Here is a 26046-nt window from a genome sequence, read left to right as displayed (position 1 = left end):
GGGGAGAGGGAAAGATCAGCGCTCGACGCGATACGCCTCGACCTGCGCCTTCAACTGATCCAGCGAGGCGAGCGGCTTCTTCGGATCGACGCGATACTCCCCGCTTCTCAGCCACCTCAGCACCATCGCGTCCACCACCGGCGAGTGGTGAATGACGTCGCTGTAATTATTGAGATCGTGCGTCACCGCCTTGATCGCGCGGAAATCGTTCAGGCGCACGTTGGGCAGCTGCGTCAATCGCTGCGCGATATGCGCCGTGAGATCGGTGACGATCTTCAGCGTCTCTGGCGAGGCATCGCGCATGGCGACGAATTGCAGGATCGAATAGGGCGGGAAGTAGATGTCGAAGGTCACGTCCGGATGGCGCGTGATGAGACCGACGGCATCCTGCTCGAAATGCCGGGCCATGGCCTCGTAGCCATAGCCTTCGCCGAGGAAACGGCTGCGCGCGGGAGCGGTGATATGGGCGAAGGCGGCGAGCGTCTTCTTTGCATTGTAGTCTCGCGCAATGTCGAAATTCCGCGGCAGCGCGTAGATGTCGTCGACATCTTCCAGCGCGAACTTGACTGGAAGATAAGGCGCCGCTCGGGTCAGAGGCTCCCGCAGCGGCGGGACAGACCGCATCACCGTGAACAGCGATTCCTTCGCCATCGCCGCGCTGAAGACGTAGGACGCAATCCCCCTGGCCGTCCCGCGATAGAGATCGACGGGCAGATAGGGATCGGCCTCGATATCGGCCGCATCGACGAAGCTGAAATCGTCCATCGCCCAGATCACGCGTCGGGCGCCGCGGTCGATCGCCTGCCCCAGCACGAAGGCCTGCTGGCGCGAATTGGAACCGGTCATCGCCAGCTTCAGCGAGCGGACGCCGAGCACCCGGTCGATGTCGCTCTGGCGGAAATGGATCGCGAGGGAGGTGCCCATGAAGGCGGTGTCGAACGACTGGCTGCGGATCAGCCCGGCATTCTGCACGCGCGTGTCGTCGGAGTAGAACGCTGCCATGAGACGCGAGGGACGAAACAGCTGCAGGGGATCGACGACGTAGGTGAGCACTGCCGCACCCAGCAGGCACACGATGCTCGCGAGGAGAAGACGCTTCAGGCTGGTGAACGATGTGCGCATCAGAACCGGAAATAGATGAATTCGCTGTGGCTCTGGATGCCCAGGATGCCGAACGCGAGCACCAGCGACGCCGCAGAGAGAGCCAGCGGTCGCATGCGCCCTGCCGGCAAGGCTTCGCCGACCCGGCGATTGCCGTGATCGTAGCCCATGATGTCTTGCGTGTTCGGCGCCAGCCACACCAGCGAGGCATAGACCGTGACCTGCACCAGCGCCGCGATCTCCTCGCGGCCAAAGACGATATTCGCGGGATCAGCCATCGCATGCAGAACCCGCAGCGCCCAGGTAACGCTCTCGGCGCGAAAGAACACCCAGGCGACGACGACGGCGAAGAAGGTCAGCACGGCACCGGCGATACGGACCGGGCGCGCAAGCAACGCCGGAACGTTCGGCACCAGCGCGTTGAAAGCGTGGTTAACGCAGAGATAGGCGCCGTGCAGCGCGCCCCACACCACGAATGTCCAGGCCGCGCCGTGCCAGAGCCCGCCGAGCAACATCGTGATCATCAGATTGACATAGCGCAGCACGCGGCCACGCCTGTTACCGCCGAGCGGGATGTAGAGATAGTCGCGCAAAAACTGCGACAGCGTCATGTGCCAGCGCCGCCAGAACTCGACGATGCTGGTGGCCTTGTAGGGTGAGTTGAAGTTGATTGGCAGGAAGATGCCGAACATCAGCGATATGCCGATCGCCATGTCGGAATAGCCGGAGAAGTCGAAATAGAGCTGGAACGTGTAGGCGAGCGCCCCAAGCCAGGCCTGGTCGAAGCTCGGCGAGCGCGCCTCGAAGGCGAGCGCGACCAGGGGCTGAATGCCATCGGCAAGGCAGGTCTTCTTGAACAGGCCGATCGCGAAGATGATGATGCCGCACAGGATCAGATGCGCGTGCGGATGCTTGGAGTCCTCCCGCTCGAATTGCGGAATCATGTCCTTGTGGTGGAGGATCGGCCCTGCGATCAGATGCGGGAAGTAGGTCACGAACAGCGCGTAATGCGGCAACGCATAGGCCGCGACCTGGCCGCGATACGCGTCCACGAGGAACGCGATCTGGGTGAAGGTGTAGAAGGAGATGCCGACCGGCAGCAGGATATGAATCACGACCTGCGTGCCGAGCAACGCATTGATGTTCTCGACCGCGAAGCCGGCATATTTGAAGATGCCGAGCACGAGGAGGTCGCCAACGACACCGAGCGCGAGCGCCGCCTTTCGCTGCGCCGGGCCAAGTTTCGCCACGATGAGGAGATGACCGACGCCATAGTTGAACGCGATCGAGAGCAGCAGCAGGGCCACGAACTGCCAGCTGCCGATCGCATAGAAGGTGATCGAAGCCAGCGCCAGCCAGATCACCGGGGTCAGATTGCTGCGCCGCCCAAGCCAGAAATAGCCGACCAGTGCGACCGGCAGGAACAGCAGGATGAACGGGTAGGAATTGAACAGCATCAGGCTGGACCGGCGGCGGGGAAATGGAGCCTAAGCATACAAGGGGCGGATCAACAACCCGGCGACTTGGCGCAGTCACGCTGGCAATTCGCGGAATCGGGACGATATAAGGGAACGCGGCGAGCCGCTTCTTCTCCCTCTCCCCGTTCTTACGGGGGCGGGACGAGCTACGCTCGCCCTGAGAGGGTCGGGTGAGGGGCTCTCTCCACGGATGAGGTATTCGAGAGACCTGTACCCCCTCACCCGGAATTTTCTCTCGCAAATTCCGACCCCTTCCCGCAGGCGGGGAGAGGTTAAGAAGGGCGACGCCGCGACACATAGTTGAACGAGGACCGAGTGACACAAGCCAAGACGCCTTCAAAGCCCCCCGTCGCCCCGCGCCGGCCGCATTCCTTCACGCGGCACGGGATCACCGTGACTGACGACTATGCCTGGCTGAAGGACGAGAAGTGGCAGGAGGTGTTGCGCGACCCCAAAGTGCTCGATCCTGATATCCGCAAATATCTGGATGAGGAGAACGTCTACACCGAGAGCCTGCTCGGCCATACCGCGTCCCTGCAGAAGACGCTGGTCGGCGAGATGCGCGGACGGATCAAGGAGGACGATTCCAGCGTGCCGTCGCCGGATGGGCCCTTTGCCTACTTCCGCAGGTTCCGCGAGGGCGAGCAGCACGAGCTGTTCGGCCGCATGCCGCGCGACGGCGGCGAGGGCGAGATCGTGCTCGACGGCGATGTGCTCGCGAAAGACCACAAATATTTCAAGTTCGGCGGCAGCCGGCATTCTTACGATCACAAGCTGCAGGCCTGGAGCGCGGACACCAAGGGCTCGGAATATTTTTCGATCCGCGTGCGCGACTGGGCCACGGGGAAGGATCTCGACGATCTCGTCGAGGAGACCGACGGCGGCGTGGTCTGGGCCGCAGACTGCAAGAGCTTCTTCTATGTGAAGCTCGATGACAATCACCGGCCGATGCAGGTGTGGCGGCACAGGCTCGGCACCAAACAGGCAGACGATTCGCTCGTCTATGAGGAGCAGGATGCCGGCTGGTTCACCCATCTGCACGAGAGCACCAGCGGCCGTTTCTGCGTGATCGCGGGCGGCGATCACGAGACAAGCGAGCAGCGGCTGATCGATCTCGCAAACCCTGCGGCGCCGCCGCGCCTTGTCGCAGCGCGCGAGGAAGGCGTGCAATATTCGCTCGCCGACCGCGGCGACGAGCTGTTCATCCTCACCAATGCCGATGATGCCATCGACTTCAAGATCGTCACGGCGCCGCTCGCTTCACCTGAGCGCAAGAACTGGCGCGACCTGATCCCGTATCGGCCCGGCATCTACATCATCGACCTCGATCTCTATGCCGGCCATCTGGTGCGGCTCGAGCGCGCCAATGCGCTGCCATCGGTCGTGATCCGTGACCTCGCGACAAATGACGAGCACGCGATCGCCTTCGACGAGGCGGCCTATTCGCTGGATACGATGGGCTCCTACGAATTCGAGACGACGAATCTGCGCTTTGCCTATTCGTCGATGACAACGCCGTCGGAAGTCTACGACTACGATATGGTCAAGCGCACGCGCACCTTACGCAAGCGGCAGGAGATTCCGTCAGGCCATAACGCCGCCGACTACGTCACCACGCGCATCATGGCGAAGGCGAAGGACGGCGCCGAGGTGCCGGTCTCGATTCTCCATCGGCGCGGGCTCAAGCTCGACGGCACGGCGCCGCTGCTGCTCTACGGTTACGGCTCCTACGGCATGGCGATGCCGGCCTCGTTCAACGCCAACCGCCTGTCGCTGGTCGACCGCGGCTTTGTCTACGCCATCGCCCATATCCGCGGCGGCGCCGACAAGGGCTGGGGCTGGTATCTCGACGGCAAGCGCGAGAAGAAGACGAATTCGTTCGACGATTTCGCCGCCAGCGCCCGCGCGCTGATCGATGCGAAGTACACCAGCGCCAAGCGCATCGTCGGCCATGGCGGCTCGGCCGGCGGCATGCTGATGGGCGCGGTCGCCAACCGCGCCGGCGAATTGTTCGCCGGCATCGTCGCCGAGGTGCCGTTCGTCGACGTGCTCAACACCATGCTCGACGACACGCTGCCTCTGACGCCGCCGGAATGGCCGGAATGGGGCAACCCGATCGAGAGCGAGAAGGATTTTCGCACCATCCTGTCGTACTCGCCCTACGACAACGTCGCGGCGAAGGACTATCCCGCGATCCTCGCGATGGGCGGCCTGACCGATCCGCGCGTCACCTATTGGGAGCCCGCCAAATGGATCGCGCGCCTGCGGGCGACCATGAAAGGCGGCGGGCCGGTTCTCTTGCGCACCAACATGGGCGCCGGCCATGGCGGCGCGTCGGGACGGTTCGACCGGCTCGACGAAGTCGCGATCGTCTATGCGTTCGCGCTGTGGGCGGCGGGGATGGCGGAGGCTTGATCTTGTAGCCCGGATGGAGCGCAGCGAAATCCGGGGTTCGCGCAACTGGCAAGACTGCTCCCGGATTACGCTTCGCTCCATCCGGGCTACGGCCTCTCCCCGCAAGCGGGGAGAGGCAAGGGCTCACACCGCCCCGTGCGCCTCCACGTACAGCGCATAGACCGAGTGGCTGCTGGCCATATAGAGCCGGTTGTTCTTGGGACCACCGAAGCAGAGATTGGCGCAGCGCTCGGGCAGCTTGATGAAGGCGAGCGGCTTGCCTTCGGGATTGAACACCATCACGCCGTCGAGGTCTTCGGACTTGCCCCTGAGCTGAAACACCTTGCGGCCGCCGATGTCGGTCGGCTCGCCCTGCAGCGCGCCGTTGGAGCCCCAGCCGCACCAGAGATTGCCGTCGCGGTCGACGCGAAAGCCGTCGAGCGAGCCCTGGTCGGCGGCGTCGATCAGCTTGGTCTTGCCGCTGAGCGAGCCATCGTCGCCGACATTGTAGCTCCAGATGCTGCGGTTGGGCGTGCCCTTCCACTCGACGACGTAGAGCTTCTTCTCGTCCGGCGAGAAGGCGAGGCCGTTCGGATTGACGAGGTCGGTGAGAACGGCGCTGATCTTGCCGTCCTTGGCGATGCGGTAGACGTTGGTGGTGGCCTGCTCGGCCTTCTCCTTCTTGCCTTCCCATTCGCCGTTGATGCCGAACAAGGGATCGGTGAACCAGATGCTGTCGTCCGACCTCACTACGATGTCGTTCGGCGCGTTGAGCCGCTTGCCCTCGAACTTGTCGGCGAGCACGGTGATCTTGCCGTCCTTCTCGGTGCGGGTGATGCGGCGCGTGACCGAGTGCTCGCAGGTGACGAGCCGGCCCTGGCGGTCGCGCGCATTGCCATTGGCGTAATTGGCGTCGGCGCGGAACACGCTGGTCTGCCCCGTCTTCTCGTCGAACTTCATGATCCGGTTGTTGGGAATGTCGGAGAACAGAAGATAACCGCCCTCGGGGAAATAGGCGGGGCCTTCGGCCCAGCGCATGCCGGTCGCGACCTGCTCGACCGTCGAGGAATAGAGCCGGTATTTTCCAAAGCTCGGATCGAGGATCTGGATGGCGGGATCGGGATAACGCTGGTTCGGCGTGAACACGAACGACTGGGCGCCGGCGGCGCGGGCAAATAGCGTCGAAGCCGCCGCCGCACCGGCGCCGGCCATGAGATTGCGTCGCGTGAAATTCATAAAAGTCCTCCCTGCTTGATAAAAGGCCGGCGCTTGATGCGCCGGCTCATGTCTTGATGCGAGTTCGTCTCGGCCTTAGCGGCCGTTCTTCTTCCGCCATGCCGCAAAATCGGTGAGCGTTTGCGGATCGGTCGCCGGATAGAGACCGAAAATGCCGCGGCCCTTGCCGACCTCCTCGGTGACGAAATCCTCGAACGCGGTCATCTCGAAAGTCTCGCTGGCGATCTCGTCGGCGAGATGCGCGGGGATCACGATCACGCCGTCGGCATCGCCGAGGATGACGTCGCCGGGGAACACCGGCGCATCGCCGCAGCCGATCGGGACGTTGATCTCGATCGCCTGGTGCAGCGTCAGGTTGGTCGGCGCCGACGGGCGATGGTGGTAGGCGGGAATGCCGAGCCTGGCGATCTCGGCGGAGTCACGAAAGCCGCCGTCGGTGACGACGCCGGCAACGCCGCGCTTCATCAAGCGCGTCACCAGGATCGCACCGGCCGAGGCCGCGCGCGCGTCCTTGCGGCTGTCCATCACCAGCACCGCGCCCGGCGGACAGTCCTCGACCGCCTTGCGCTGCGGATGCGAGCGGTCCCTGAAGACGTCGATGGTGTTGAGGTCCTCGCGCGCCGGCATGTAGCGCAGCGTGAAGGCTTCGCCGACCATCGTGGGCTGGTCGGCGCCGACGGGGTGCACATCCTGGATCATCTGGATGCGCAGGCCGCGCTTGAACAGCGCGGTGGCGACGGTGGCGGTGGAGACGGATTTGAGCTTGTTGCGGGTGGCTTCGGAAAGTTTGGACATTTTGTGCATCCTCATCTGTCATTCCGGGGCGATGCGAAGCATCGAACCCGGAATCTCGAGGTTCCGGGTCTGGTCCTTCGGACCATCCCGGAACGACGGTGAATCAATAAATCGAAGGCTCGCCGATCGGCGCGCCGAAGTCGGTATCGAGGAAGTCGAAGTCGCAGCCGTCATTGGCCTGCTTGATGTGTTTTGTGAACATCCAGCCATAGCCACGCTCGAAACGGCGCTCGGGCTGCTTCCAGGCGGCGCGGCGCTTTGCGAGCTCGGCTTCGGGGACGTCGAGATTGATGGTGCGTGCGGCGACGTCCAGCGTGATGCGGTCGCCGTTCTGCACCAGCGCCAGCGGGCCGCCGATATAGGATTCCGGCGAGACGTGCAGGATGCAGGCGCCGTAGCTGGTGCCGCTCATGCGCGCGTCCGAGATGCGCACCATGTCGCGCACGCCCTGCATCACGAGCTTGGTCGGGATCGGCAGCATGCCCCATTCCGGCATGCCCGGCCCGCCCTGCGGCCCGGCATTGCGCAGGATCAGGATATGGTCCTCGGTGACATCGAGATTGGGATCGTCGACCGCCTTCTTCATCGAGGGGTAATCGTCGAACACCAGCGCGGGGCCGGTATGCTTGAGGAAGCGCGGCGCGCAGGCGGAGGGCTTGATGACGCAGCCGTCGGGCGCAAGATTGCCCTTGAGCACCGCGAGCGCGCCTTCCTTGTAGATGGGATTGTCGACCGAGCGGATCACGTCGGCATTGTGAACCTCGGCGCCGTCGATGTTCTCGCCCACCGTCTTTCCCGTGACGGTGATGCAGTCGAGATGCAGGTGCTGCTTGATCTCGCCCATCAACGCCGGCAGGCCGCCGGCATAGAAGAAGTCCTCCATCAGATAGGCATCGCCGCTCGGGCGGACGTTGGCGATCACGGGCACCTTGCGGCTGGCGATCTCGAAATCGTCGAGCCCGATGTCCTGGCCGGCGCGGCGGGCCTGCGCGATCAGATGGATGATAGCATTGGTCGAGCAGCCCATCGCCATCGCCACCGCGATCGCGTTCTCGAACGCCTTGCGAGTCTGGATCACCTTCGGCGTCAGATCCTCCCACACCATCTCGACGATGCGGCGGCCGCATTCACTGGCCATGCGGATGTGGTTGGCGTCGGCGGCGGGAATCGAGGAGGCGCCCGGCAGCGTCATGCCGATCGCTTCCGCGATCGCGGTCATGGTCGAGGCCGTGCCCATGGTCATGCAGGTGCCGTAGCTGCGGGCGATACCGGCCTCGATGTCGAGCCAGTCCTTGTCGGAGATTTTTCCGGCGCGGCGCTCGTCCCAGTACTTCCAGCCATCCGAGCCGGAGCCGAGCGTCTTGCCCTTCCAGTTGCCGCGCAGCATGGGACCGGCCGGCAGATAGATCGCCGGGATGTTCATCGAGGTCGCGCCGAGGAGCAGCGCCGGCGTGGTCTTGTCGCAGCCGCCCATCAGCACCACGCCGTCGACGGGATGGCTGCGCAGCAGCTCCTCGGCGTCCATCGCCAGCAGATTGCGATAGAGCATGGTGGTCGGCTTGAGCAGCGATTCCGACAGCGACAGCGCCGGCAATTCCAGCGGCAGGCCGCCCGCCATCAGGATGCCGCGCTTGACGTCGTCGACGCGCGACTTGAAGTGCATGTGGCAGGGCTGCGCATCCGACCAGGTGTTGAGGATCGCGATGATCGGGCGGTCCTTCCACTCCTCGGGCGCGTAGCCCATCTGCATGGTGCGGGAGCGATGGCCGAACGAGCGGAGATCGTCGGGCGCGAACCAGCGCGCGCTGCGGAGCTGGTCGGGCGTGATTTTCTTCTTGGTCATGATTGGGTGCCCCATTTCTGGACGGTGTTCCGCTCGATGGCGCGGAAGATCAGGTTCTCGACAAAGAGCCCGATGATGATCACCGTCAAGAGGCCTGCGAAGACCGCAGGTATGTCCAGGAGATTGCGGTTCTCGAAGATGAACCAGCCGAGTCCACCCTGACCCGAGGACACGCCGAACACCAGCTCGGCCGCGATCAAGGTACGCCAGGCAAAGGCCCAGCCGATCTTCAGGCCGGTGAGGATCGAGCCGAACGCCGCAGGGATCAGGATCTTGGCGACGTAAGGCAGCCCGCGCAGGCCGTAATTGCGCCCGACCATACGCAGCGTGTTGGACACGCTCTTGAAGCCGGAATGGGTGTTGAGCGCGACCGGCCACAGCACCGAATGGATCAGCACGAAGACGAGGCTGCCATTGCCGAGCCCGAACCAGATCAGCGCCAGCGGCAACAGCGCGATCGCCGGCAAGGGATTGAACATCGCCGTGACCGTCTCCAGGAAATCGGTGCCGATGCGGGTCGAGATGGCGAGGATCGTGAAGATCGCGGCCAGTACGATGCCGGCCGAATAGCCCATGAACAACACTTTCAGCGACGTCCAGGCGCGCGTTGGAATGGTGCCGTCCTTGACGCGGTCGTAGAGCGTGGCGATCGTATCGTGCAGCGTCGGAAACAGCAGCGGGTTGTCGAGGGTGACGCCGTAGGCTTCCCAGACCGCCGCCAGGAACAGGATGATGACGGTCTTGCGGACAAAACCGTCGTTCCAGAGCAGCTCGGCAACGCTGAGCTTGCGCTCGACCTCGTCTGCGCCAGTGGCGGCAACAGGCGCGTCACGCAGCAATATTCTCGCTTCGCCCATCGGAGGCTCCTTCAATGCGCGGTGGCTTCGCCGGCGAACAGGAGATCATGAATCTCCTTCTCCAGCCGGCCGGCGCTGCCGTCTTCGTTCGAGACCTTGTCGACATCGATCACCTCGGCCTTGACCCGGCCGGGATGCGGCGACAGCAGCAGGATGCGGTTGCCGATGCGGATCGCTTCCGCGATCGAATGCGTCACAAACAGCACGGTGAATTTGGTCTCGCTCCAGAGCTGGAGCAGCTCGTCTTGGCAGGTCCGGCGCGTCAGCGCGTCGAGCGCGGCGAACGGCTCGTCCATCAACAAAATGTCCGGCTCCATCGCCATGCCGCGCGCGATCGCGACGCGCTGCTTCATGCCGCCGGAGAGCGTGTGCGGATAGGCGTCGACCACACGGGTGAGACCGACCTTCTCGATATAGGCCCGCGCCTTCGCCTCGGCATCCTTGCGCGACAATTTTCGCGCGGTGAGCAGAGGAAACATCACGTTGGCGAGCACGCTCTTCCAGGGCAGGAGCTGATCGAACTCCTGGAAGATCATCATGCGATCGGCGCCGGGGCCGTGAATCTCACGATCGCCGATCGTCATGCGGCCCTCGCTCGGGCTCATGTAGCCGCCGACAGCCTTGAGCAAAGTCGACTTGCCGCAGCCGGACGGCCCGAGCAGCACGAAGCGATCAGACTTGTCGACCGTAAAGCTCACCCTTTCCGTGGCGGTGACGACGGCGCTGGAGGTCTTGTAGCGCAGCGTCACGCCGCTGACATCGAGCAGGGCCATCAGTTGCCCTTCAGGTCGTGCGCGACGGGGAGGTAATAATCCGTCCAGGCCTTGGGCTGGTTCTTCAGCGTGCCGGTCTTGAACAGATGTGCCGCGAATTTCATCGTGCCCTGCGGCTCGAGATTCCACTCCATCATGCCGGGCTCCTTCAGCAGATCGAGCAGCTCCTCCACCGAGGTCTTGTCGCCGGTGATCTCCTTGTAGATCTCGACGGCCTGCTTCGTGTCGCTGCGGATCAGATCCTGCGCTTCCTTGGTGGCGTCGCGCACGGCCTGGATGATCTTCGGATTGGCGTCGGCGAATTTGGTCGTGGTGAAGAACTGCGCCTGGCTGAGCGGGCCGCCCATCACGTCAGGCGAATTCAGCACGACATGCGCGCCCGGCACGTTCTTGAGCTCCAGGAACGTGAACGGCGGGATCGAGAAGTGGTTGTGCACCTCGTGCTTGGGGTTGGCGAGCGCCGCATAGGCGTCGGGATGACCGAGCTGCACGGTGTTGGCATCGAGCTTGGACCATTGGTCGGCCCCGAAGGCCTCGGCAGCCGCGATCTGCAATACGATCGCCTGCGTCGAAACTTTCACGGTCGGCACCGCGATCTTGTCGCTCGGGCCGAAATCCTTGATCGACTTGATGTTCGCGTCGCGGCTGATCAGCGTCATCGGCTGCGCCGAGGTCGCGACGATACCCTTCACGCCGCCGCGGGTTCGATCCCACAGCAAGAGAAGATTGCCGGTGCCGGTGTTGAGGATGTCGACGCCGCCCGCGAGCAGCGCGTCGGTCTGCGCGCCGCCGCCGGAGAAGGTGATCCATTTTGTGGTGACGGCGGGAACGCCGAGAGCCGCCGCGTGCTTCTCGATCAGCTTCAGCTTCTCCATGATGTGGCTCGGCATGTAGAAAATGCCGGGCTGGCGCGACAGCGCGATCTCGGATTTCTGCTGCGCCTGCGCCGCGGGCGCGAAAAGTGCGGCGGCGGTCAGAACGGCGGCCGCAAGCTTGCTGCGAAGATGCTCGATCATTGTTGTGTGTTTCCTCCGGGTGCGCGTCGTGCTGCGTTGACCCTGCTGATGCACTAATATATTAGTGCATCAAAGGCAAGCCCGCGGGACCCGACATATGGAAGCAGCCCATACCGCGCCGCGCGCGGCGTCACGACCCGCCCGGCTCGACCGCGCCCGCCAGGCCGCGCCGCAGGTGTTCGAGCGGCTGCGCAATGCGATCATCGCGCTGGAGCTGCCGCCCGGTGCCCCGCTGTCGCGCGCCGAGCTCGCCGCCCAGTTCGGAATCAGCTCGACCCCGGTGCGCGACGCTCTCATGCGGCTGGAGGAAGAGGGCCTGGTCGACGTATTTCCGCAGCATGCGACCGTGGTCAGCCGGATCGACATCAGCCGCGCCCAGCAGGCGCATTTCCTGCGCCAGGCGCTGGAGCTGGAGATCGTGCGGCTGCTGGCCGAACAGCACGATGAGGCCCTGATCATCCGCCTCGACCACGCCATCGCACTCCAGCAGCAGTTCGCGAAAGCCGGCGAGTTCGAGGCCTTCATGACCGCCGACAACGACTTCCATGCCCAGCTCTACACAGCCGCCGGCAAGCAGGATCTGTGGGCGCTGGTGCGCAGCCGCAGCGGACACATCGACCGGCTGCGCCGGCTGCATCTGCCCTCACCCGGCAAAGCGCAGAACATCGTGCGCCACCACCGGCTGATCACGCGCGCGATCGAGGCGGCGGATGCCGATGCCGCGCAACAGCATCTGCGCAAGCATCTGTCGGGCACGCTGAGCGAGCTCGACAAGATCCGGAGCCACCATCCGGAGTATTTGACGGATTGAATCAGGCCGCGTCGCGACCGCTGCGCCGTTCCGTCGGACCGGTGCGCAGCCTGACGAAGAAGGCCTGGACCTCGGTAGCGAGACGCTCGGCCGCCCCCGATACCTGGTTCGCCGCCCCCATCACGTCGTCGGCCGAGCGGTTGGTTTCCGCAATGGCGCCGGAGACGGTGCCGATGCTGGTTGCCAGCGTCTGCGTTCCCGATGCCGCCATCTGGACGTTCTGCGAGATCTCCCGCGTCGCCGCGCCCTGCTCCTCCACGGCGCTGGCAATCGCCGCGGTCACCTCGTCGATCCGGCGCATGGCAGTTGCAACCTCCTTGACGGAGGCGACCGCGCTGCCGGTCGAGTCCTGGATCGCGGCAATGTGCTGGGCGATCTCCTGCGTCGCGTTGCGGGTCTGGTCGGCCAGCGCCTTGACCTCGGACGCGACCACGGCAAAGCCGCGACCCGCCTCGCCGGCGCGCGCGGCCTCGATGGTGGCGTTGAGCGCCAGCAGATTGGTCTGGGCCGCGATCGCCTGGATCAAATCGACCACCGAGCTGATGCTCTGCGCGGCGTGAGCGAGCCCCTCGATCTCGCGCTCCGAGCGTGCGGTCACCTCGCCCGCGGAGCGCACGGTCTTGTTGGACAGTTCGATCTGCCGGCCGATCTCGACGATGGAGCTCGCGAGCTGCTCGGCTGCGGCGGCGACGGTCTGGACGTTGACCGCGGTCTGTTCGGAGGCGGTCGCTGCGGACGCGGCCTGGCTCGTCGCATGATTGGCGATGCCGCCGAGGCTCTCCGCGGTCTGCCGCATTGTGCCCGCATTCTCGCCGACCAGCGCGAGAAGGTCGCGCGAGGTCCCGCGAAATTCCTCGACCGCGTCCTCCATGTTGCGGTTGGCCGCCTCGCGCGCCCCGGCCTCGTGCGAGAGAGACGCCGCCGCCTGCTGCTGGGCGATGACGTTGTCGCGGAATTTGGCCACCGCCTGGGAGACCACGCCGATCTCGTCGCCGCGCTCGGCGGTCCTGAATTCGACACTGGTGTCGCCGCCGGACAGGCGCGCGGAATCGCCCACCAGCTCGACGATCGGACGGGTGATGGAGCGCGCAACCAGGATCGCAATCACTGTGGCGAGCGCAAGGCCCGCGGCGAGCAGGATCCATTGCAGCAGCAGCAACCGCTCGACCGCGTCGGCCACATTGCGGGCCTCGTCGGCGAGCTTCGACTGCTGGTCGCTCTTGAGCCCGCCCGAGCGCTTGCCTTCGGCGTCCTTGCGGCCGTCGAGCAGATCGAGAATGCGGGCGGCGCGCGGCGCGGCCTCGGTGGACAGGATGAAGACCGGCGTGTTCCATTGCGGCGTCTGGCGGATCGCGAAGATCTTCTGCGGCAGCGGGGTGAAGGCCTCGTTCGCTTTGACGATGGCCCGGTAAGCGGTCGCTTGCCGTTCGGTGAGCAGATCCGTCTGGGTGCCGACCGATGCGAGCGCGGCCCTGAAGGTTGCCACCGGCTTTTCGAACTTGTCACGATCGGCAGCCTCGCCCGAGGCCACGTACAGGCGCAATTGCGATCCCGCGGCGGCGAGATTGCCGCGCACGTCGGCAAAGGTCTTGAGCAGACGCTTGCGCTGCGGCGTCGCCTCCAGCGTCTCCTCCTCGTCGATCATCGCGGTGATCTCGGCGAACATGGTCGCGATCAGCGGCGCGGCCTCCTTCGCCAGGAGCTCGCTCGCCGGATAGGCCGATGGGGTGAAGGCAGCGAGCTCGGCCTTGTCCTGGGCCTGGCGGAATTCCGCCATCAGCGCCCTGGCTTCGCTCCAGTTGGTCTTGTTCTGCGGATTGGAAAAGCCCTCCGCCATGCGGTCGACCGCGGCGGCCGTGCGGTCCAGCTCGGCCCAGACGGCGGCCCGGTCGCGCTTGCCCTGCGCATCGCCCGTCAGCAGATAGCCGCGCAGCGTCGAAAGCGTGGAATAGAGATTGCCGACGAGCTCCGTGCTGGCGATCGCGACCGGCGCACGCTGGTCCACGACCTCCCTGATCCGCGACGAAATGTCCGAGACGGCGGCAACGGTGTAGATCACGGTCGCCGCGAGCAGGCCACAGATCAACGCAAAGCCGCCGAGCAGCCGGGTGCGAATTCCGGTATTCGCGATCGATTTGAACATGAGAGGTCTCGTGCTGATGCCGGTTGGGGGAGACGGCTTCGTCGGTTGCCAGAATGCGGAAATGAAATGCGCGAAATACGTTCGGAAACTATCGGAGATTGTAGCCCACGGCCTTTAATCCATCGTGAAGGCCGAGGTTACGTACAACTACGGCGAGAGTAATATCTCTCGTTTTTGAAATGGGTTACTGCATTCGGAACCGAAATTTGAACTCATATGCACGCAAGAGTGCGTATGGTGCTCGAAGGCATTTGGCTCCCGGCGCGCCAGCGAAAGGCAATCGCGGCAGACGCGAGGCGCTTGCGGCGCAGCCAGAATCCGCGCAACAATTTCGCATTTGTTGCTTTGATTGGAGGTCGCGGGAACGTGCCATGCGACCCGGAGGATTCTTGACGTGGCCAACATCCTGATCGTGGATGACGACCCGGCCGTGCAGATCACCATCCGGCTGCTTCTGGAAAGGGCCGGCCATCACGTCACGGTCGCCGGCGATGGCCACAAGGGACTTGCGCTGTTCGAGGCCAGCCCGTTCGACCTGCTGTTTCTCGACATCTTCATGCCCGGCATGGACGGGCTGGAGACGATGCGCCACATCCGGGCGCTGGCCCCCGCCATTCCGATCATCGTCATTTCCGGGCGCTCGATCACGCCGGACGCCTATGCGGAACCGGATTTCCTGAAAATGGCGACCAAGCTCGGCGCGGTGGCGAGCCTTCAGAAACCGTTCCGGCCCGACGCGCTGCTCGCGGCGGTCGACGGCTGCCTGAAGGCGAGCGAGCCGGAAGAATCCGATGTCAAATCCGGCCGCCGATGACGAGCCCCTCCTCTCTGCACCGGATCGGAGCAGGCGCGGCCGTCCGGCAAGTCCTGCGAACATCCGCATGACGCTCGCAACGCGGCTGGCCATCGCGATGATCCTGCTGGTGGCGGTGACCGTGGCCGCCGTCGGCTGGCTGGGCTATCGCAACACCACACAAGCGGTCATTCCGCGAGTCCTGGAGCGGGTCGAGGCCCAGTCGCGCCTGCTGGCCACCAATCTCGAATCCTACGTTGCCGGCGCTCGCGGCGATTTGACCGGCTATCGCTCCGCCGCAGCCATCAACGGACTGATCCGCGCTCACCTCGGTGGAGGCATTGACGCTTCCGACGGCGTTTCAGAGCAGACCTGGCGCGAGCGCATCGCGGCGCGGCTCGTAGCCGAGATCGAGGCCAAGCCCAGCTATGCGCAGTTTCGCATCATCGGTCTCGACGATAACCAGCGCGAGCTGGTGCGCGTCGATCGCTCCGGCCCGAATGGAACGGTACGGATCGTCCCCGACAACGAACTGGAGCACAAGAGCGAGCGAACCTATTTTCAGGAAACGATACGGCTGGCACCCGGCGAGATCTATGTCTCGCCCATCGATCTTGCCACCCGCCAGGGCGGCACGACGGGCCTCCACATTCCGACTCTTCGCGTCGCGATGCCCCTGTTCACGTCGGGCGGCAAGCCGTTCGGGATCGTCATCGCCAATATCGACATGCGTCCGGCGCTCGACCGCGTCCGCTCGACCAGGAGTCCGGGAGGAGAGATATACGTCGTGAATTCGCGCGGCGACTATCTCGTCCATCCCGACCGCACGCAGGAATTCGGCTCGTTGCGCGGCCATCCTGCCGATTGGCGCAAAGACTTTCCGTTCTTCTCGGGGCTGGCTGGCACGCCGGACGTCGCCACGCGGCTCACAACCGACGAGTCGGGCCGGCCGAGCGGCGCGGCGATCGCGCCGGCGCTGCTCGCGGGCAAGGAATGGGTCGCCATCATCGTGACCGTTCCCCCGTCCGTCTTCGGTCGCGTGCCGGCCGCCATTCAAAAGACATCCCTTCTCGTCGGCATACTTGCCGTGCTCGGCGCAGCCTTGCTCGCGGTGCTGGTGGCGCGCTCCTTGACCCGTCCGATTGGGCGCCTGACCGCGGCCGTGGAAGCAATCGGCAGCGGGCGGCCCGCAGACATTCCCGTCGATGCGAGCGGGGAGACCGGCGTGCTGGCGCGGGCTTTTGCCCGGATGGTCGAGGAGACGCAGGCGAAGACGGCCGCGCTCGAACGCGAGGTCCGGGAGCATCGCCGCACCGAGGCGGCACGAAGCCATCATGCGGCCCGCGAGCAATTGTTCAGCGCTGCCGTCGAATCATCCGACGACGCGATCGTGATGCAGTCGCTCGATGCCGTCATCACGGGCTGGAATCCCGCCGCCGAACGTCTCTATGGCTATGCGGCGAGCGAGGCGATCGGACAATCCACTGCGATCATCGTGCCGCCCGACCGCCGCGAGCAGGGCAAGGACTATCTGCGACGGATAGCCCGGGGCGAGCCGATCGAACGCTTCGAAACGATACGGCTGCGCAAGGACGGCACGCCGGTCGAAATCTCGCTCAGCCTCTCGCCGATCAAGGGACCGTCGGGCGAAATCGTCGGCGCCTCCGGAGCCGCGCGCAGCCTCACCGAGGCGCGGCGCGCCGAGCGGGCGCTGCAACAGCAGCTCGAGGAGCGGCGACAGCTTTTCGACGCCTCGCAGGACCTGATCATGATCATGGACCCGGGGGGCCATGTCGTGCAGATCAGCCCGAGTTGCGAGGCCATTCTCGGCTACCGGCCCGACGAGATGATCGGCCGCAGCGGCGTGGATTTCATCCACCCCTCGCATCTTGAGCGATCCCAGGAGGAGATGCGCGCGCTCAGGCGCGGCGAGCACCCGAAGCTTGCCGACACCCGCTGCTTCCACAAGGACAGGCGTGAGGTCTGGCTGTCCTGGCTCGGCAACTGGTCCGAGAAGGCCAAGCGCTTCTTCTTCGTCGGCCGCGACATGACCGAGGCGAGGCTGGCGGATGAATCCCAGCGCGAGAGCGAGCAGCTCGCGCGCAACATCGTCGAGACCGCGCTCGACGCCTTCGTCCAGACCGACGAGCGCGCCATCATCCTGAACTGGAGCTCGCGGGCCGAAGAGCTGTTCGGCTGGCGCCGCGACGAAGCGCTGGGCCGGAGCTCGATCGACCTCATCGTCGCTCCCAGCGAACGTGACAGGGTCAGGGAAGGCCTTGCTCACTTCCTCGATTCCAGGGACGGCCAGATGCTCAACCGCCGCCGCGAGCTGATGTGCTGCCGCCGCGACGGCAAGGAATTCAGGGCCGAGCTGAGCGTCACCGCACTGAAGCGTCGCGAAGGCATCCTGTTCAACGTCTTCTACCGCGACCTCACCGACAAGATCGCGTCCGAGGAGCGCATCCGCCACGCCGAGAAGATGGAGGCCGTCGGCCAGCTCACCGGCGGCGTGGCGCACGACTTCAACAACATCCTCACCGTGATCACCGGGACGATCGAAATCCTCGGCGATGCGGTGGCCAAGGAACCCGAGCTCGCGGCGATCACCAGGATGATCGACGAGGCGGCCGGACGCGGCGCCGAGCTGACCCAGCACCTGCTTGCGTTTGCGCGCAAGCAGCCGCTGCAGCCGCGCGAGATCGACATCAACTCGCTGATTATCGACACCGCAAAGCTGCTGCGGCCGACGCTGGGCGAGCAGATCCAGATCGAATCGGTGTTCGAGGACGAGAGCTGCGTGGCGATCGTCGATCCCAACCAGCTCACCACCGCGATCCTCAACCTCGCGCTCAATGCCCGCGATGCCATGCCCGGCGGCGGCAAGCTGATCGTGGAGACGGGCACCGCCTATCTCGACGAGGTCTATGCCAGCGTCAACGATATCAGGCCCGGCCACTACGTGCTGATCGCCGTGAGCGATACCGGCACCGGCATTCCGGCGAACATGCTGGCGCGGGTGTTCGATCCCTTCTTCACCTCGAAGGGACCGGGCAAGGGCACCGGGCTCGGGCTTTCCATGGTCTACGGCTTCATCAAGCAGTCTGCCGGACACATCAAGATCTACAGCGAGGAAGGCCACGGCACCACGATCAAGATGTACCTGCCGCCGGGCAAGACCGCGACGGCGGTCGGCGACGGCGTGACGCCCGCGGCGATCGAGGGTGGACACGAGACGATCCTGGTGGTCGAGGACGACCGTCTGGTGCGCGACTACGTGCTGGCGCAACTGCACGCGCTGGGCTACGTCACCCTGCAGGCTGCGAACGCCGCGGAGGCGCTCGCGATCGTCGCCACCGGAAAGCCGTTCGACCTGCTGTTCACCGACGTCATCATGCCCGGCAAGATGAACGGGCGGCAGCTCGCCGACGAATTGACGAAGACGCGCCCCGATCTCAAGGTGGTCTACACGTCAGGCTATACCGAGAACGCGATCATCCATCACGGCCGGCTGGATTCCGGCGTCCTGCTGCTGGCAAAGCCCTATCGCAAGTCGGATCTGGCGCGGATCATCCGCAAGGCGCTCAACGGGTGAGGTGATACCCCGTAGCCCGGATGAAGCGCAGCGTAATCCGGGACAAGCTCATCCACGGACGCAGCGGCCCCGGATTTCGCTGCGCTCCATCCGGGCTACGAAGCGTCACTGATAGCCTTACGACGCGCGCTGGGCCGCGGTCATCACGATGCGGATCAGGTCGGCGGCATTGCGCGCACCGAGCTTCTTCATGATGTTGGCGCGGTGATCCTCGATGGTGCGCGGGCTGATGCCGAGGGTACGGCCGGCTTCCTTGTTGGAGGCACCGGAGGCGAACTGCTCGAGCACCTCGCGTTCCCTGCGCGTCAACGGCTCGCGCCCGGGGAAATGCAGCGAACCGAATTTCGGCGCCGCATTCTCTGCCTGCCGGCGTGCATAGGCACCGATCGCCTCGTCGAGACGGCCGACGATCTCGCTGCCGCGGAACGGCTTCTCGATGAAGTCGAGCGCCCCGTTCTTGATGGCGCTCACCGCCATCGTGATGTCGCCCTGCCCGGAGATCATGAAGATCGGCGCCGGATAATCCTCGCCGTGCAACTCCTTCAGAATGTCGAGACCCGACTTTCCGGGAATGTGCACGTCGAGCAGGATCGCAGCCGGTGTGCGGTTTCGCGCAACGGACAGCAGCGCTGCGCCGTCCGCAAAACAGATCACCTCATAGCCCGCCGCCTTCAACACCATCGACAAGGTGTCGCGAACGGCAGGGTCGTCGTCGACTACGAAGATTTCACCGCGAGAGCTTTGTTCGGCCATGTGCCACATCCAGTTGGCATGAAGGACTCGCGTCCGCGCCTCCCGTTATGGCGTTCGGCGCGGATTCGGCCCACCCGTATTTGTACGGGACATGGACTTAACGCACAAGTAGCGGCTGGGTGCCTTATTGCGGGAGACGGAGAATATCCATGCTAAATTACGCAGGCACACCCCCGCTCGCTGCGATGGCCGACACCGACAGCCGTCAGTTGATCGCAGCCGAACTTCGCTCTCTGATCGCGCGCATCGACCTCAGTATGCGTCTGATCGACGCGGCCATGACCGTGGAGGACATGGAGCCGGAGGACGACAGCGCTACCGCGGGTTCCAGCGAGATCTTCGTGCTCGACGACGTCACGCCCCGTTTTGCCACGGCAGGCGCCGCTCTCAACGCCTGCCGGGCGGAGCTCGACCACGCCCTGCAGCAGCTGTCGGCATCGGACGGTCCTGCGTAGGCCGCAATCGCGCGCGCCGCGACCACCGCATGGCAGGCCCGCGCGTCAGGCGCGATGCCGCTCCACGATTGCGTCGGTCGCGACACCGCCCCAGGTGTGAATCGCCGGCAGGCCCATCGCGGTCTTGCCGAGATTGGCGAGGCTGATGCGCAGGGCCGCCAGATCGAGCGGCTTCGGCAGGCTCTGGAGCTCGATCCCGACCGAACGGGCAAAGCTGCGGGCGGCGCTGCGGCGCTTGCCGTCCATGCCGCTGATGACGATCACCGCGCCGGCGAACTTCGCCTCGGCCATCTCGCGCAGCACGTCGATGCCGTCGCCATCCTCCAGCACGAGATCCAGCGTCACGCAGTCGAAGCGCGCGGCGCGAAGCTTCTCGATCGCCTCCGCCACCGATGGCGCCACCGTGACCTCGTGGCCGGCCTGCTTGGCGGCGACGGTGATCAGGCTGCGCTGCGTGGCGTCGTCGTCGACGACCAGGAGCTGAAGCGCACGCCGCTCGGCGACGTCGGGCAGGTTCGATGTGACGGAGGAGAGGGAACTTCTGGGCATTGCCGGATCCTGAGATTGAGACGGGCAATGGATACACGGCGCGCGCTTAGGCCCCGTAAAGCCGCTGCGGCAAATTCATTCGGATGTTTCAGTAAATATAAAGCAACCTGGCGGAAAGCGCTGGGCACCAGGTGCCGATCAGGCTGCCGCGTCGTGACCGCCGGCCGCGCCGCGCTTCTTGCGGTTCTTGCCGCGCAGGAACTGGATGTCCATTTCGGCGCCGTTGACCCGCACCAGCTCGCAGCGGCGGTAGGCAAGGCCGGTCGACGACAGCAGCAGGAAGAACTCCTTCAGGTTCAACCCCTGGATCGAGCCTTCAACCGTCAGGATGGCATCGGTGTCGGAAATGGCGTTGAGCTTGCAGTCGCGACGCCAGGTGCCGTCGATGGCCATGATGCAGACATCATAGCCACGGCTGAACGTCACGCGTTCGGCGCCCTTGCCATCCTCGGCCATGCCTATCGTCCTGCCATCACCGCCATGCGCGGCGCCGCGCCGGCGAGAGCCGGCCTGGCAGCCGCCGCACGCGGATCGTTCGGCTTGTAGAGGCCGCGCCGGTCCGGAATCGGCCTGAACGTATCGGTCAATCCGACCACGGTTTCCGCCGCGCCGAGCACCAGGAAGCCGTCGGGCTCGATCTGGCGCGCCAGGCGGTTGAAGATGTTGATCTTGGTGTCCTGGTCGAAATAGATCAGCACGTTGCGGCAGAAGATGACGTCGAACGTCCCGAGCTGGGCAAAATCGTGCAGCAGGTTGAGCTGCCGGTGCTGGATCATCGCCCGCAATTCGGGATTGATCTGCCAGGTCTCGCCGGTCTGCTTGAAATACTTCACCAGCATCTGGATCGGCAGGCCGCGCTGCACCTCGAACTGGCTGTAGACGCCGGCCCTGGCCTTTTCCAGCACTTCCTGCGACAGGTCGGTGGCGATGATCTCGACGCGCCAGCCGGTGAGGGCGGCGCCCATCTCCTTCAGGCACATCGCCAGCGAATAGGGCTCCTGCCCGGTCGAGCCGGCGGCGCACCAGATCCTTACGCTGCGCTTGCCGGCGCGCGCCTTGATGATCTCCGGCATGATGTGGTCGCGGAAATGATCGAACGGGACCTTGTCGCGGAAGAAGAAGGTCTCGTTGGTGGTCATGGCTTCGACCACGTCGGTGATCAGCTGGCGCGAGCCGGCTTGCAGCTTCTGCACGAGCTCGGCGATGCCGGAGAGCCCCGCCTTGCGGGCGAGCGGCAGCAGGCGGCTTTCGATCAGATATTGCTTGTCTGCGGACAGGTCGAGACCGGAATTATCCTTCAGAAACTTACGCAGATACTCGTACTCGGTCGGGGTCACGGATGGCCTCTTAGAAAGCTGTACTGGAACACTCTGGCCCAAACACTTTGGGCCAGACACACTCAGACCATGGCTTGTCCGACCGGGATCAAACCAACTTCAGCGAACTTGTCGGCGATAATGTCTTTGTCGAAGGGCTTCATGATGTACTCGTTGGCGCCGCCGCTGAGCGCCTGAGCGATATGAGCCACGTTGTTCTCGGTGGTGCAGAACACCACCTTGGGCTGGTCGCCGCCGGGCAGGCGGCGCATGTGGCCCATGAACTCGAAGCCGTCCATCACCGGCATGTTCCAGTCGAGCAGCACCGCGTCGGGCAGCTGCCGCTGGCAGATCTCGAGCGCCTTCGAGCCATCCTCGGCCTCGGTGACCTCGAATTCGAGGCCTTCCAGGATCCGGCGCGCGATCTTGCGTACGACGCTGGAATCATCGACCACCAAACACGTTTTCATTTTGGTTCTCCGGCTTCGATGTTTTCGTTGGCTTACGCTGCCATTTGCACTTTGGTTTCGAGGTCGAGGACGCGATCGACGTCGAGCACGACCATGAGCTGGCCGTCGAGACGGTGGACGCCGCCGGCGAGCTTGGCCATGCGGGGATCGAGGTTGACGGGGTTCTCCTCCATGCCGGCCTCGGGCAGGCGCAGCACCTCGCCGATCTGGTCGATCAGCAGGCCATAGGATTCACCGCGCAAATCGACGCCGACCGCCATCGGGGTCTTGCCGTCCTCGTCCCTGGGCAGGCCGAGACGCGAGCGCATGTCGACCACGGTGACGATGCGGCCGCGCAGGTTCAGAACGCCCGCGATCTCGCGCGAGGACAAGGGCACGCGGGTGACGCGCTCGGGCATGAACACGTCCTGGACGCGGGAGATCGGCAGGCCGAACAGCTGGCCGCCGATCATCGCGGTGACGTACTCGACCATGGCGCCTTCGCTGGACTGGGTCTTCTTGGTCATAGGCGTATCTCCTGATCCCTGTCCTGCTTATGCCGCGGCCCGGCTCAGCTCGGAGGCGCCGGCGGCGCCTGCGGTCTGCTCCTTCAGCGCCGCGATCAGACCGGGACGGTCGAACTTGGCGACGTAGTCGTGGAAGCCGGCCTGCCGGCCGCGCTCGATTGCCGCCGGCGACACCAGCGCCGAGAGGCCAATGATCGGCGTCGCGGCGAGGTTGTTGTCGGAGCGGATGGTCTCGGCGAACTCGAACCCGTTCATGTCGGGCATCTCGATGTCGGTCAGGATCACGTCGAAGCTCTGCGCGCGCAGCGCAGCCAGGCCCTCCTGCGCGGTCGGCGCGGTGCGGACGCGGTAGCCGGCCGCCTTCAGCACCGGCGCCAGCATGTTGCGGAAGAACGCGGAGTCGTCGACCAAGAGCACCGACTGCGAGTGCATCGACGGCTTCATCTCCTTGCGGGTGAACCAGTCGGCGAACGCCATCGGCAGGAAGTGGCCGACGTCGATCACCTCGGTGGCCTGGCCCTTGATCACGGCCGAGCCCAGAATGCCCTGGCTGGAGCCGCCGACCTCGATGTTGAGCCGTTCCTCGACGATGTCGATGATCTCGTCGACGACGAGGCCCATGGAGCGGCCGTCATCGGCGAACACCAGGATCGGCTGGGCGCCCTGGCTCGCAATGGTGACGCCTTCCATGGCCACCAGCGGCATCAGCTGCTCGCGGTACTGCACCATGTAGCGGCCGTTGGAGAACTCGATCTTGTCGGCCGGCAGCTCTTCCAGGCGCGTGACGAGGCCGAGCGGGACCGCCTTGGGCTGCGACGAGCCGGCGCGGAAGACGAGCAGCGAGGTGGTCTGCTCGCCCGAGCCGATGTGGTGCGCGCCGTTCTCGTCGCCCATGTCATGGGCCGAGGAGCCGGCGGCGCCGAGCGCCTTGGCAATGCCGTTGGGATCGATGATCATGATGACCGCGCCATCGCCCAAAATGGTGTTGCCGGAGAACATGTCGATGTGACGGAGTTTCGTGGACATCGGCTTGACCACGATCTCTTCGGTGTGGAACACGCCGTCGACGACGATGCCGAAGGTCTGGCTGCCGACCTGCGTCACCACGATGAAGCCGTTCTCGGGATCGCTGGCCGCGCCGTCGTCGATCTTGAGGAGCTTCTTGAGGTGGATCAGCGGCAAGAGCTTGTTGCGCAACCTGAGGACCGCCGTGTCCTTGATGCGCTCGATGCGGTGCTCGGAGTTGGCGCGGGCGCGGACCAGCTCGACCACCGAGAGCTGCGGAATGGCGAAGCGATCGCCGGCGGCCTCCACGATCAGCGCCGAGACGATGGCGAGCGTCAGCGGGATCTTGATGGTGACGCTCGAGCCTTCACCCGCCACCGACTTGATGTCGATGGTGCCGCCGATCTGGTCGATATTGGTGCGCACCACGTCCATGCCGACGCCGCGGCCCGAGACCGAGGTGATGGCGGCGGCGGTCGAGAAGCCCGGCGCGAAGATGAACTTGTGGATCTGGGCTTCGCTCATCTTCTCGAGCTCGGCCTCGGTGACGAGACCTGAGGAGATCGCCTTGGCCTTGATCCTCTCGGTGTTGAGGCCGCGGCCATTGTCGGCGATGCAGATGATGATGTGGCCGCCCTCGTGATAGGCGGACAGGCGAATGGTGCCCTGCTCGCCCTTGCCGCTCGCCAAACGCTCGGCGGGGGTCTCAAGACCATGATCGGCGGAGTTGCGCACCATGTGGGTGAGCGGGTCCTTGATCAGGTCGAGCACCTGGCGGTCGAGCTCGGTGTCGGCGCCGTGCATCTCCAGCTCGATCTGCTTGCCGAGTTCGCTCGAGAGGTCGCGGACGATGCGGGGCAGCTTCTGCCAGGCATTGCCGATCGGCTGCATGCGCGTCTTCATGACGCCTTCCTGCAGCTCGGCGGTGACGTTGGAGAGGCGCTGCAACGGCACCTTGAACTCGGTGTCCTCGTTGCGCCTTGAGATCTCCAGCAGCTGGTTGCGGGTCAGCACCAGCTCGGAGACCATGGTCATCAGATGCTCCAGCGTATCCACGTTGACGCGGATCGACTGGTTGGCGATGCGGTCGCCCTCGCTCGCGGTCTCGTCGGCCATCGACTTCTTCGGCGCGGCTTTTTCCTTGGCGGGCTTGGCGGCTTCCTTCGCGGCAGGGGCCGGCGCTTCAGCAGCGGGTGCGGGCTCCGCCTTGGCGACGGGCGCAGGGACCGGCGCTTCGATCGCGGTCTCGCGGAAGGCGCGCTCGAGCTCGTCGAGCGAGACTTCGCCGGGGCGCAGCGGGCGCTCCAGGGTCTGCTCGATCAGCGAGCCCGTGGTCATCTCCTTTGCCGGCGCAGCGGCAACTGGTGCTTCCGGCGCCAGCGGCGGCGCTTCGGCAACGGGAGCTGCACCGGCCGCCATGGCGGCCATGCCCTGCTCGACCATCGCTTCCAGCTTGTCGATGAGGTCGCGGTCGTTACCCTCGGGCTCGGCTTCGGTCGCCTCGAGCCCGGCCAGAATCTCCTTGATGCGGTCGATTGAGGACAGGATCACCGTCACCGCTTCGGCGGTCACCGGCATGCCGTCGCGGAATTTGCCCATCAGCGTCTCGCCGGCATGCGCCAGCGCTTCGAGCCGCGGCAGGCCGAGGAAGCCGCACGTGCCCTTGATGGTGTGGACCAGGCGGAAGATGTTATCCAGGATCTTGGCGTTGTTCGGCTCCTGCTCGAACTTCACCAGCTGATTGTCGACGGTGTCCAGGCTCTCGCTGGTCTCCGTCAAAAACTCCCGCAACAGATCATCCATGGGGTACGCCTTACTGAGCTGGACTTCGACGCCTGCGCCGCGCCTGGAGTTGGCGGAAGTCTTCGCTTTAGATCGTTAGACAACCCCTTTCACGGTCCCGTTAATTTCATCCTCCGTCCTAATACGGATATTGAAGAGAAGTTTGCGGTTCGACCGCACGTGGCAACGCTTTTCGGCAAAACCGGCGCCGCGGCGTGACGACGATTAACGTCGGGTAAACATGTCCGGAGAGGCGGGACGACGCGCGCGAAAAAGTCCTGCTCTTGAAGGACGATAGGCACAGCGAGCGCGAAATCGCCCGCGGCCGCGCGTGCTCAGGTGGCCATCGCGTCGTGACCGGCGGGACGCCGCAGG

General features: G+C 64.9%; 21 protein-coding genes. 5 read left to right on the top strand and 16 right to left on the bottom strand.

Annotated features, from left to right (window positions below):
* Positions 1–15: 15 nt before the first annotated feature.
* On the bottom strand, positions 16–1122 hold the full coding sequence (locus tag QA649_RS02850) for a hypothetical protein (protein ID WP_283022873.1): 1107 nt from the start codon (positions 1120–1122) through the stop codon (positions 16–18).
* Positions 1122–2558, bottom strand: coding sequence for an MBOAT family protein (locus QA649_RS02845; RefSeq protein WP_283022872.1), 1437 nt, complete (start codon positions 2556–2558; stop codon positions 1122–1124). The genes QA649_RS02850 and QA649_RS02845 overlap by 1 nt, the downstream gene beginning before the upstream one ends.
* A gap of 336 nt (positions 2559–2894) precedes the next feature.
* On the opposite strand from QA649_RS02845, the gene QA649_RS02840 reads away from it, so the two are divergent.
* A complete protein-coding gene (locus QA649_RS02840; protein ID WP_283022871.1) occupies positions 2895–4994 on the top strand; it encodes a S9 family peptidase in 2100 nt (699 codons plus the stop codon).
* A gap of 123 nt (positions 4995–5117) precedes the next feature.
* Here the strand turns inward: QA649_RS02840 and QA649_RS02835 are convergent, their stop codons facing one another.
* From QA649_RS02835 to QA649_RS02810, 6 genes are all read right to left on the bottom strand, one after another.
* The gene (locus QA649_RS02835) at positions 5118–6209 is read right to left on the bottom strand and encodes an SMP-30/gluconolactonase/LRE family protein (RefSeq protein ID WP_283022870.1); all 1092 of its coding nucleotides are present in this window, start codon (positions 6207–6209) and stop codon (positions 5118–5120) included.
* A 75-nt stretch (positions 6210–6284) separates the two neighbouring features.
* Positions 6285–7004 carry a ribonuclease activity regulator RraA gene (locus tag QA649_RS02830; protein WP_283022869.1) on the bottom strand — a complete coding sequence of 240 codons (720 nt, stop codon included), beginning with the start codon at positions 7002–7004 and terminating at the stop codon, positions 6285–6287.
* 103 nt (positions 7005–7107) lie between these two features.
* On the bottom strand, positions 7108–8847 hold the full coding sequence (gene araD / locus QA649_RS02825; RefSeq protein ID WP_283022868.1) for an L-arabinonate dehydratase: 1740 nt from the start codon (positions 8845–8847) through the stop codon (positions 7108–7110).
* Positions 8844–9704: an ABC transporter permease gene (locus QA649_RS02820; RefSeq protein WP_283022867.1), complete on the bottom strand. Its 861-nt coding sequence runs from the start codon at positions 9702–9704 to the stop codon at positions 8844–8846. The genes araD and QA649_RS02820 overlap by 4 nt, the downstream gene beginning before the upstream one ends.
* An 11-nt stretch (positions 9705–9715) precedes the next feature.
* A complete protein-coding gene (locus QA649_RS02815) occupies positions 9716–10477 on the bottom strand; it encodes an ABC transporter ATP-binding protein (protein ID WP_283022866.1) in 762 nt (253 codons plus the stop codon).
* Complete coding sequence (locus QA649_RS02810) at positions 10477–11493, bottom strand: ABC transporter substrate-binding protein (RefSeq protein WP_283022865.1); 1017 nt, start codon at positions 11491–11493, stop codon at positions 10477–10479. The genes QA649_RS02815 and QA649_RS02810 overlap by 1 nt, the downstream gene beginning before the upstream one ends.
* A 97-nt stretch (positions 11494–11590) precedes the next feature.
* Here QA649_RS02810 and QA649_RS02805 point away from each other — a divergent pair, with 97 nt between their 5' ends.
* Positions 11591–12304 (top strand): GntR family transcriptional regulator, encoded by a 714-nt coding sequence (locus QA649_RS02805; RefSeq protein WP_283022864.1) that lies wholly within the window; start codon positions 11591–11593, stop codon positions 12302–12304.
* A gap of 1 nt (position 12305) precedes the next feature.
* Here the strand turns inward: QA649_RS02805 and QA649_RS02800 are convergent, their stop codons facing one another.
* Positions 12306–14447, bottom strand: coding sequence for a methyl-accepting chemotaxis protein (locus QA649_RS02800; protein ID WP_283022863.1), 2142 nt, complete (start codon positions 14445–14447; stop codon positions 12306–12308).
* A 394-nt stretch (positions 14448–14841) separates the two neighbouring features.
* Here QA649_RS02800 and QA649_RS02795 point away from each other — a divergent pair, with 394 nt between their 5' ends.
* Both QA649_RS02795 and QA649_RS02790 read left to right on the top strand, forming a co-directional pair.
* Positions 14842–15261, top strand: a complete 420-nt coding sequence (locus QA649_RS02795; RefSeq protein WP_283022862.1) for a response regulator — start codon at positions 14842–14844, stop codon at positions 15259–15261.
* Positions 15239–18835, top strand: a complete 3597-nt coding sequence (locus QA649_RS02790; protein ID WP_283022861.1) for a PAS domain S-box protein — start codon at positions 15239–15241, stop codon at positions 18833–18835. Before QA649_RS02795 ends, QA649_RS02790 begins: the two co-directional genes overlap by 23 nt.
* A gap of 117 nt (positions 18836–18952) precedes the next feature.
* Here QA649_RS02790 and QA649_RS02785 read toward each other — a convergent pair whose 3' ends face one another.
* Positions 18953–19588: a response regulator gene (locus QA649_RS02785; RefSeq protein ID WP_283022860.1), complete on the bottom strand. Its 636-nt coding sequence runs from the start codon at positions 19586–19588 to the stop codon at positions 18953–18955.
* 149 nt (positions 19589–19737) lie between these two features.
* Here QA649_RS02785 and QA649_RS02780 point away from each other — a divergent pair, with 149 nt between their 5' ends.
* Positions 19738–20043, top strand: coding sequence for a hypothetical protein (locus QA649_RS02780; protein ID WP_283022859.1), 306 nt, complete (start codon positions 19738–19740; stop codon positions 20041–20043).
* Positions 20044–20088: 45 nt separating this feature from the next.
* On the opposite strand, the gene QA649_RS02775 is transcribed toward QA649_RS02780, so the two are convergent.
* From QA649_RS02775 to QA649_RS02750, 6 genes are all read right to left on the bottom strand, one after another.
* Positions 20089–20592 (bottom strand): response regulator, encoded by a 504-nt coding sequence (locus QA649_RS02775; protein ID WP_283022858.1) that lies wholly within the window; start codon positions 20590–20592, stop codon positions 20089–20091.
* 138 nt (positions 20593–20730) lie between these two features.
* Positions 20731–21048 carry a hypothetical protein gene (locus QA649_RS02770; protein ID WP_011083221.1) on the bottom strand — a complete coding sequence of 106 codons (318 nt, stop codon included), beginning with the start codon at positions 21046–21048 and terminating at the stop codon, positions 20731–20733.
* 2 nt (positions 21049–21050) lie between these two features.
* Positions 21051–21929, bottom strand: a complete 879-nt coding sequence (locus QA649_RS02765; RefSeq protein WP_283022857.1) for a protein-glutamate O-methyltransferase CheR — start codon at positions 21927–21929, stop codon at positions 21051–21053.
* 62 nt (positions 21930–21991) lie between these two features.
* Complete coding sequence (locus QA649_RS02760; protein WP_018321619.1) at positions 21992–22378, bottom strand: response regulator; 387 nt, start codon at positions 22376–22378, stop codon at positions 21992–21994.
* A 32-nt stretch (positions 22379–22410) separates the two neighbouring features.
* Positions 22411–22884, bottom strand: a complete 474-nt coding sequence (locus tag QA649_RS02755; protein WP_283022856.1) for a chemotaxis protein CheW — start codon at positions 22882–22884, stop codon at positions 22411–22413.
* A 27-nt stretch (positions 22885–22911) separates the two neighbouring features.
* Positions 22912–25692 (bottom strand): hybrid sensor histidine kinase/response regulator, encoded by a 2781-nt coding sequence (locus tag QA649_RS02750; protein WP_283022855.1) that lies wholly within the window; start codon positions 25690–25692, stop codon positions 22912–22914.
* Positions 25693–26046: the final 354 nt, after the last annotated feature.

The organism is Bradyrhizobium sp. CB1717 (assembly GCF_029714325.1).
Lineage (GTDB): Bacteria > Pseudomonadota > Alphaproteobacteria > Rhizobiales > Xanthobacteraceae > Bradyrhizobium.
Note: the sequence above shows the minus strand (reverse complement) of the source record. Positions and strands in the feature narration are given on the sequence as shown.